Annotated in this window: 5 protein-coding genes and 1 pseudogene; 4 read left to right on the top strand and 2 right to left on the bottom strand. The window is 74.7% G+C overall.

Going from position 1 to position 7531, the window contains the following annotated elements; genetic code table 11:
* The first annotated feature begins 171 nt into the window (after positions 1–171).
* Positions 172–648 carry a ribose-5-phosphate isomerase gene (locus tag AB0J52_RS19955; RefSeq protein ID WP_500183090.1) on the top strand — a complete coding sequence of 159 codons (477 nt, stop codon included), beginning with the start codon at positions 172–174 and terminating at the stop codon, positions 646–648.
* Between the two features lie 579 nt (positions 649–1227).
* Here AB0J52_RS19955 and AB0J52_RS19960 read toward each other — a convergent pair.
* Positions 1228–1410, bottom strand: a complete 183-nt coding sequence (locus AB0J52_RS19960; RefSeq protein ID WP_500183091.1) for a hypothetical protein — start codon at positions 1408–1410, stop codon at positions 1228–1230.
* Between the two features lie 179 nt (positions 1411–1589).
* On the opposite strand from AB0J52_RS19960, the gene AB0J52_RS19965 reads away from it, so the two are divergent.
* A complete protein-coding gene (locus AB0J52_RS19965; RefSeq protein ID WP_500183092.1) occupies positions 1590–2705 on the top strand; it encodes a PP2C family protein-serine/threonine phosphatase in 1116 nt (371 codons plus the stop codon).
* A gap of 88 nt (positions 2706–2793) precedes the next feature.
* On the opposite strand, the gene AB0J52_RS19970 is transcribed toward AB0J52_RS19965, so the two are convergent.
* A complete protein-coding gene (locus AB0J52_RS19970) occupies positions 2794–4194 on the bottom strand; it encodes a serine/threonine-protein kinase (RefSeq protein ID WP_500183093.1) in 1401 nt (466 codons plus the stop codon).
* Between the two features lie 737 nt (positions 4195–4931).
* On the opposite strand from AB0J52_RS19970, the gene AB0J52_RS19975 reads away from it, so the two are divergent.
* Together AB0J52_RS19975 and AB0J52_RS19980 are read left to right on the top strand one after the other, a co-directional pair.
* Complete coding sequence (locus AB0J52_RS19975) at positions 4932–6317, top strand: sensor histidine kinase (protein WP_500183094.1); 1386 nt, start codon at positions 4932–4934, stop codon at positions 6315–6317.
* A 10-nt stretch (positions 6318–6327) separates the two neighbouring features.
* Positions 6328–7476: pseudogene (locus tag AB0J52_RS19980) on the top strand (carboxyl transferase domain-containing protein); the annotation flags it as partial.
* Positions 7477–7531 lie beyond the last annotated feature (55 nt).

Raw genomic sequence — 7531 nt, forward strand, 5'->3', positions numbered from 1 at the left:
AGTTCGGCGACCGCCGCCGAACTGGAGCGCCAGATCGACCCCGACTTCCGCTACCCGACCTGAAGAGTCCACCCCCACCCCTGACCACGCCACCCCACCCGCCGGGGGGCGTCGCCGCGCAAACCCCTCGCCGCCGTCCCAAGATCAACCGCGACCTGCGAGAATCGGCGCATGCGCGTGTTTCTTGGAAGCGACCATGCCGGTTACGAACTGAAAGAGCACCTGGTCGCCTGGCTGAAGAGCAACGGCCACGAGCCCGTCGACTGCGGTGCCTTCGTCTACGACGCGGTGGACGACTACCCGCCGTTCGTGCTGCGTGCCGCCGAGCGGACCGTCGCCGAGCCCGGCTCGCTGGGCATCGTGATCGGCGGCTCGGGCAACGGCGAGGCCATCGCCGCCAACAAGGTCAAGGGAGCCCGCGCGGCCCTGGTCTTCAGCGACGACACCGCCCGCCTGGCCCGCGAGCACAACGACGCCAACATCATCAGCCTCGGGGCCCGCCAGTACAGCGTCGAGGACGCCACCCGCTTCGTGGAGCTGTTCCTGGACACCCCCTACTCCAAGGAGCCGCGCCACACCCGGCGCATCAAGATGCTCAGCGGCTACGAGAACACCGGCGAACTCCCGGACCTCCCCCGCGAGTCCTGACCCGCCCCAGCCCGCGCGGCCTGACCGGCCGCAGGCCTGCGCGGCTTGCCCGGCCGCCCAGGCTGCGGCTTGACCAGCCGCAGGTATCCGCCGGGTCGCCGCTGGCTCACGCCGCCCCGGCCGCAGGCCGCCGTGGCTGACCTTTCGCGACCCGCGAGGCCTGACCGGCTGCAGACCCACGCGGCTGGACGGTCGCAGGCCGGCGGGGCCTGACCGGCCGCTGGTTCCGGGCTGCGCCGACCGCAGGCAAACGCGGCTGACCCACCGCAGACCCGCGCGGGCAGGCCACGCGGCTTGGCCGCGCAGGCCTGCGCGGCCGCCCCGGTTCACGAGGTGACCCGACCGCAGGCCACGTGGCCGACCTTTCGCGGGTCTGCGCGGCTCGACTGGCTGCAGGTTCATGGGGCGAGTTGCTGCGGGGGCGGCGGGTCGTCGCTGGCGTGCGGGCTGGCTCGCCACGCCCGGGGGGCGGGTCGCTGCGGTTGTTGGTCTGCGGACTGGTCCGAAGGCCGTGCTCTGACTGCGTGCGGCGGGACGGGACGTCACAGGTCGGAGGGCCGGGCCGGGCGCAGGCAGGGGTCAGGCGGCGGGGCGGGCGCCTCGTTTCTCCAGGCGGCGGCGTTCGTTCTTGGCCGCGCGGGTCTGGCGCGGCGGATCGGCGGGAGCCGGGGTCGGGGGCTGGGCGCCTTCGGGGGCCGCGCGCGACACGTCGCGGGCTCGCATGGCGGCGTCGATCGTGATGCGCATGCTGGGCTGGCTCATCGTTGCCTCCCTGTGGGCGGGTGTTCATCCATTGGACACCTGGGGACGGGCATACCCGCAAGGGCGGCCGCGACCTGTGGAAAACCCCGCCGACCGTGCGTCGCGGAGTGGTGGCGATCGGTGATCGGGGGCGCGGAACCCGGGCCGTCCGTGCCGATGCTCGGTACAGTGCCCACGTCATGCTTCAACGTCTGGTGCACCTGCTCCCGCCGCGAGTACGCGCGTTCCTGCGCAGGATCCCCGTGCTCGTGGCGCTTTACAGGTGGCTGCGGCGGGGGAGGCAGTCGCGGGACCGGTACCTGTTCGCGGCCCTGGCCCTGCTCGCGATCGTCCTCGGGTTCGGGGCGGTCGAGTCGCAGCGGTGGTCGCCGTCCGGCGCGCTGGTGCTGACGCTGCTCGGCGGCGGACTGCTGCTGCGCGTGCGCACCCTGGGCGTCCTGGTCGGGGTCGTGGCCGTGATGGTCGCCTACGACGCCTGGAAGGCCCCCAGCAACACCGGGCCGGGGATCGTCGCGACGCTCGCGGTGACGTCCGTCCTCGCGGTGACGCTGGCGCGGACGCGGCAGCAGCTCGGCGTGATGGGGCTGCGCGGCGACTCCATGCTGCTGGAGCTGCGCGACCGGTTGCGCAGCCAGGGGGAGATGCCCGAGCTGCCCGACGGGTGGGATGCGCAGGTCGTGATGCTCCAGGCCGGCGGGTCGTCCTTCGGCGGCGACTTCGTGGTGTCGGCGCTGCACGACGGGGTGCTCGAGGTCGCGCTCGTGGACGTGTCGGGCAAGGGGACGGACGCGGGCACCCGGGCGCTGATGCTGTCCGGCGCGTTCGGCGGCCTGCTCGGATCCGTCCCGACCGCGCGGTTCCTGCCGGCGTGCAACTCCTACCTGCACCGGCAGAAGTGGGACGAGGGGTTCGTCACCGCCGTCCACGTCGTGATCGACCTGGCGACCGGCGAGTACACGGTCGAGTCGGCGGGGCATCCGCCCGCCGTGCAGTTCGACGCGAGCAGCGGGACGTGGCGGGTCAGCCCGGCCAAGGGCGTCGTCCTCGGGGTGATCCCCGACCTGGCGGCGGTGCCCGAGGGCGGGCAGCTCAAGGCCGGGGACGCGCTGCTCCTCTACACCGACGGCCTGGTCGAGGCTCCGGGAAGCGACCTGGACGCCGGGATCGACCGGCTGCTGGGCGAGGCCGAACGGCTCGTCCCGAACGGGTTCCGCAAGGGCGCGCGCGAACTGGTCGAGCTGATGGCCGCCGAACGCGACGACGACTGCGCGCTGATCCTCATCTGGCGCACCTGACCTGCGGCGTGCCTCCGTCTCGGGGGCGTCTGCCCTCCGCCGCGCCCGATCTGCGGCGCGCCTGACCTGCGGTGTGGCTGGAGCGCGCTCAGTGGTGGCGCTTCTTGTGCTTCTTGCGCTTCGGTTTGTGCTTGGGCTTCGGTTTCGGTTTGGGCTTGGGTTTCGGCTTCGCCACCGGGGTGGTCGGCGTCGGCGTCGGGACGGGAGCCGTGGCGGTCGGCGTCGCCTTGGGCGGGGGCGGCGCCGCGTCGCTCTGGTCCGTCAGGCCCAGGGCCACCGCTCGCACGAGGACGGTCGCGGCCGCCGCGCCCACTCCGGCGAGGACGCGCGTCCGGAGGTGGGACGGGGCCGGTGGGGCCGTCTCGGCCGGGACCGGCCTGAACGCCTGAGTGTGCGCGTCCCCCTGGACGGCCGCGAAGGCCTGCGTGTGCGCGGTCGGGTCGTCCTCGTGCGCGTGCGGGGGAAGTGGTACGGCTCCGATGGCCTGCGTCTCGGCCTTGGTGCTGACCGCCGACGCCGTCTGCTCCACCAGGGACATCAGCAGCTCGGACGAGGTGGGCCGGTCGCCCGGGTCCTTGGCGAGCGCCGAGCGGACGGCGGAGAGGAGCTGCGGGGGCAGGCCCGCCAGGTCCGGCTCCTCCGTGGCGGCGCGCAGGGCGACCTCGGGGGCCGCGCCCTCGCCGAACGGCAGGCGTCCGGTGCCCGCGTACGCGACGAGGCAGCCCCAGGAGAACACGTCGCCGGCGGGGGAGGCCGGTCCGCCGCCGATGACCTCGGGCGGTATCCATCCGGGCGTGCCGAGGACGGTCCCGGACGTCCCGGCCGAGCCGGTGGAGCCCTGCGTCCGCGCGATGCCGAAGTCGATCACGCGGCAGCCGGACAGCGTGAGCATCACGTTCGCCGGTTTGAGGTCGCGGTGCACGAGCCCGGCGGCGTGGATGGCGGCGAGCGCGGTGGCGACGCCGACCGCGATGCCGTGCAGGTCGGCGGCGGGCAGCGGGCCGCCGGACGTGATGCGCTGCTGGAGCGAGATCCCGGCGACGTACTCGCTGACGATGTAGGGGCGGCCGGCCTCCTCGCCGTGCGCGAGGACGCGGGCCGTGCAGAACGACGCGACCCGTCCGGCGAGCAGCGCCTCGTCCCGGAACCGGCGCAGGAACCGGGGGTCGTCCATCAGGTGCGGACGCATGATCTTGACCGCGACGCGGTCCCCGGTGTTGGGGTCCACGCCGAGGTAGACGGTGCCCATGCCGCCCGCGCCGAGCCGTCCGAGCAGCGGGTACGCGCCGACCGCGCGCGGGTCGGACGGTTCGAGCGGCGTCGTCGCGTCCAGCGGGCCGAGGGCGGGCTGCGGGAGCGGGCGGCCCCCGGTGACCGGCGGCGCGGGGCTCGCCGGCGGCTCGGCCGGACGGCTCGGCGGCTCGGCCGGACGGCCCGGGAGGCCGGGAGGAGGGAAGGCGGGGGAGGGGTCGGGTCTGTGTTCGTCCATGCCGTCCCCTGGCCCCTTTCGTCGCTCCTGTCCGGATCTCGCGCCGGAACGTCCGGCCCAACATGGTGCCCCATCCGCACGGAACCGCGAAACGTGATCGTCATCTGGATGTAGCGGGCCGTGCACGAAAGCAGGGCAGAGTGTCTTTCAGTCCGGCGATCGCACCGGCCCCGGAGACCCGCTCGGCGCGGTACGGGTGGACGGTGGACGGTCGGCGGCCACGAGACGGTGCCCGCGCGGCACGGGACCCCAGGGGTGGGAGGCTCCGGTCGCGCGGGCATCGGCCTCCGATATTTCCTATATAAACAGTTGACTTTATAGGGAATACGTCGCAGGATGGGATCACAAGGCGGCTCCTCCACGGGGCTCCCTCCTTCCCCCGCCGCTGGGGCGCTCCTCGGCGGGGCGCACGGTGGCCGGGACGGTGCGGCACGGCCCGTCCCGGCCACCGGCACGTCTCCCGGGCCGGCGGGTCGGCTCGTCGGCCCGGCCGACCCGCTCCCCCCGCCGATCCGCTCCGGCCGGTCGTGCGGCATTTCGCTCGTCGGTCTCGGCTCCCGGATGAGTCCGCCCAGGTCGGGGGCCTAACGCCGGGTGCCGCACAAGATTGCGTAAGCGGATCTTCCCGGTACGGCCAGCCCGCGCGCGGAGGGTGGCGTCGGGCGGCCGCAACCTTCAGCGTGGGCCTTCGGGCGGTTTCATGCCGCATGGCGCTGCGACGGGGGAGGACGCGGAAGATGTCGGGCCGCTGGCCGCCTGGACCCTGGTCGCTGCGCACCAGGGTGACGGGGGCCGCGACCGTGGTGGTCGGGGTGCTGCTGGTCGCGGGCGCGATCGGCTTCTACGCCGCGGTCCGGCACACGGCCTACAGCTCCCTGCATGACCGGGGCGAGCAGGCCGTGGCCGCGCTCGCCGCGACCGTCCGCACCAGCGATCCCCGGGGGCCGCACGCGCTGCACGCCGGGGACACCGGCTTCTCGCTGCTCCAGGTGCTGGACGAGCGGCGTCAGGTGCGGGCCTCCACCTCCGCGATCGGGGGCCGTCCGCCGATCAGCGACCTGCGTCCGGACGCCGCGCACCCGGTCGTCACCGGGACGTCCACCGTGTCCCACGAGAAGGTGTACGTCGCGGCCTCCCGCGTGCACGTGCCCGCCGGATGGCGCACCCTGTACGCGGGCGAGCCCCTGCCCGGGTTCCTGCGCACCGGCGAGTTCTTCACCGTGCTGCTGGCGCTCGCCGTGCCGATGGCCCTCCTCCTGGTCGCGCTCTCGGTGTGGCTCGCCGTGCGGCGCGCGCTGCGGCCCGTCCAGACGATGAGCGCCGAGCTCGCCGAGGTGACCGGGGCGGGGCAGGGACGGCTGCGGCGGGTGACCGTCCCGGAGACGCACGACGAGATCGCGCAGCTCGCCGCGTCCGTCAACGTAACTCTCCACCGGCTGGAGCAGAACGTCACCCGGCAGCGGCAGTTCGTCGGGGACGTCACGCACGAGCTGCGCAGCCCGCTCACCGGCCTGCGCGCCCAGCTCGAAGTGGCCCTGGAGCATCCCGAGGACGAGGACTGGCCCGCCGTCGCCCGGGCCGCGCTGAACGACGCCGACCGGCTCCAGCGCATCGTCACCGACCTGCTGCTGCTGGCCAAGCTCGACGCGGGCGTCCCGCTGGAGCGCGAGCCCGTGGACCTCGGCGAGCTGGCCCGGCAGGAGGGCGGCCGGCGCCGCCGCGTCCCGGTGGACGTCACCGCCGCGCCGGGCGTGGTCGTCCTCGGCGCGCGCGGCCCGCTGCTGCGCCTGATCACCAACCTGCTCGACAACGCCGCCCGGCACGCCCGCACGCGCGTCCGCGTCACCGTCGAGGCGCGCGGCGACGAGGCCGTGCTGACCGTCGCGGACGACGGGGAGGGCATCCCGAAGAGCGACCGGGAGCGCGTCTTCCAGCGGTTCCAGCGCCTCGCCGAGGGGCGCAAGCGCGACCACGGCGGTTCCGGGCTGGGCCTGCCGATCTCCCGCGACATCGCGCAGGCCCACGACGGGACCCTGGTCGTCGCCGACACAGCGTCCGGCGCCCACCTCGTGCTGACCATCCCCCGGGCCCCTGACCGGAACGGCGGCGGGCGCGGGCACTAGCCTGCGAGGCATGAACGCGTCGCCGGAGCGCCCGGACGCCGCCGGGCTGCTGGACCGGGTCCTGGACCCGGGCAGTTTCGAGTCATGGGACGTCCCGCCCTCGTACGCGGCGCTGGACGAGCGGTACGCGGCCGACCTCGCGCGGGCGCGCGAACGCAGCGGACGCGACGAGGCCGTCCTGACCGGATCCGGGCTGCTGCGCGGACGCCGCGTCGCCGTCGTCGTCTCCGAGTTCGCCTTCCTGGCCGGATCCATCGGCGTCGCCACCGCGGACCGGATCGTGTCCGCCGTGGAGCGCGCCACCGAGGAGGGGCTGCCGCTGCTGGCCGCGCCGTCCTCCGGCGGGACGCGCATGCAGGAGGGCACCATCGCGTTCGTCCAGATGGCGCGGATCACCGCCGCCGTCATGGCGCACCGCGCCGCCGGGCTGCCCTACCTCGTCTACCTGCGGCATCCCACGACCGGAGGCGTCCTCGCGTCCTGGGGGTCGCTGGGACATGTCACCGCCGCCGAGCCCGGCGCCCTGATCGGATTCCTCGGGCCGCGCGTGTACGAGACGCTTCACGGCGAGCCCTTCCCGGCGGGCGTCCAGGTCGCGGAGAACCTGGCCGCCAAGGGGCTGCTGGACGCCGTCGTCGGCGTGGACGACCTTCCGGACGTCGCCTCGCAGGCTTTGGACGCCCTGTGCGCCGTCCGGGTGGTTCCGAGGGAGAAGCCGCCAGTTCGTCCTGCCGCGACGGCGGTTCGTCCCGGGCATGGGTTGGTGGACGTCCCGGCCTGGGAGTCGGTGGAGCGGTCGCGGCGCGGCGAGCGGCCGGGCGTCCGCGAGCTGCTGAGGTACGGGGCGTCCGGGGTGACCCCGCTGTCGGGGACGGGCGACGGCGAGGCGGACCCCGGGCTGCTGCTCGCGCTCGCGCGGTTCGGCGGCGCGGCGTGCGTGGTGATCGGGCAGGACCGGGCGGCGCAGCGCGTCGGACGGCCCCTCGGTCCCGCCGGGCTGCGCGTCGCGCGGCGCGGCATGCGGCTCGCCGCCGAGTTCGGGCTGCCGCTGCTGACCGTCGTGGACACGCCCGGCGCGGCGCTGTCGCCGGAGGCCGAGGAGCGCGGGCTCGCGGGGGAGATCGCGCGCTGCCTCGCCGACCTGATCACGCTCCCGGCGCGACGGCCTTCTGGTACATCCGCTGGGTGAGGTCGGCCATGTCGTTGTAGTCGAG

This window comes from Spirillospora sp. NPDC049652 (assembly GCF_040675125.1).
Classification (GTDB): domain Bacteria; phylum Actinomycetota; class Actinomycetes; order Streptosporangiales; family Streptosporangiaceae; genus Spirillospora.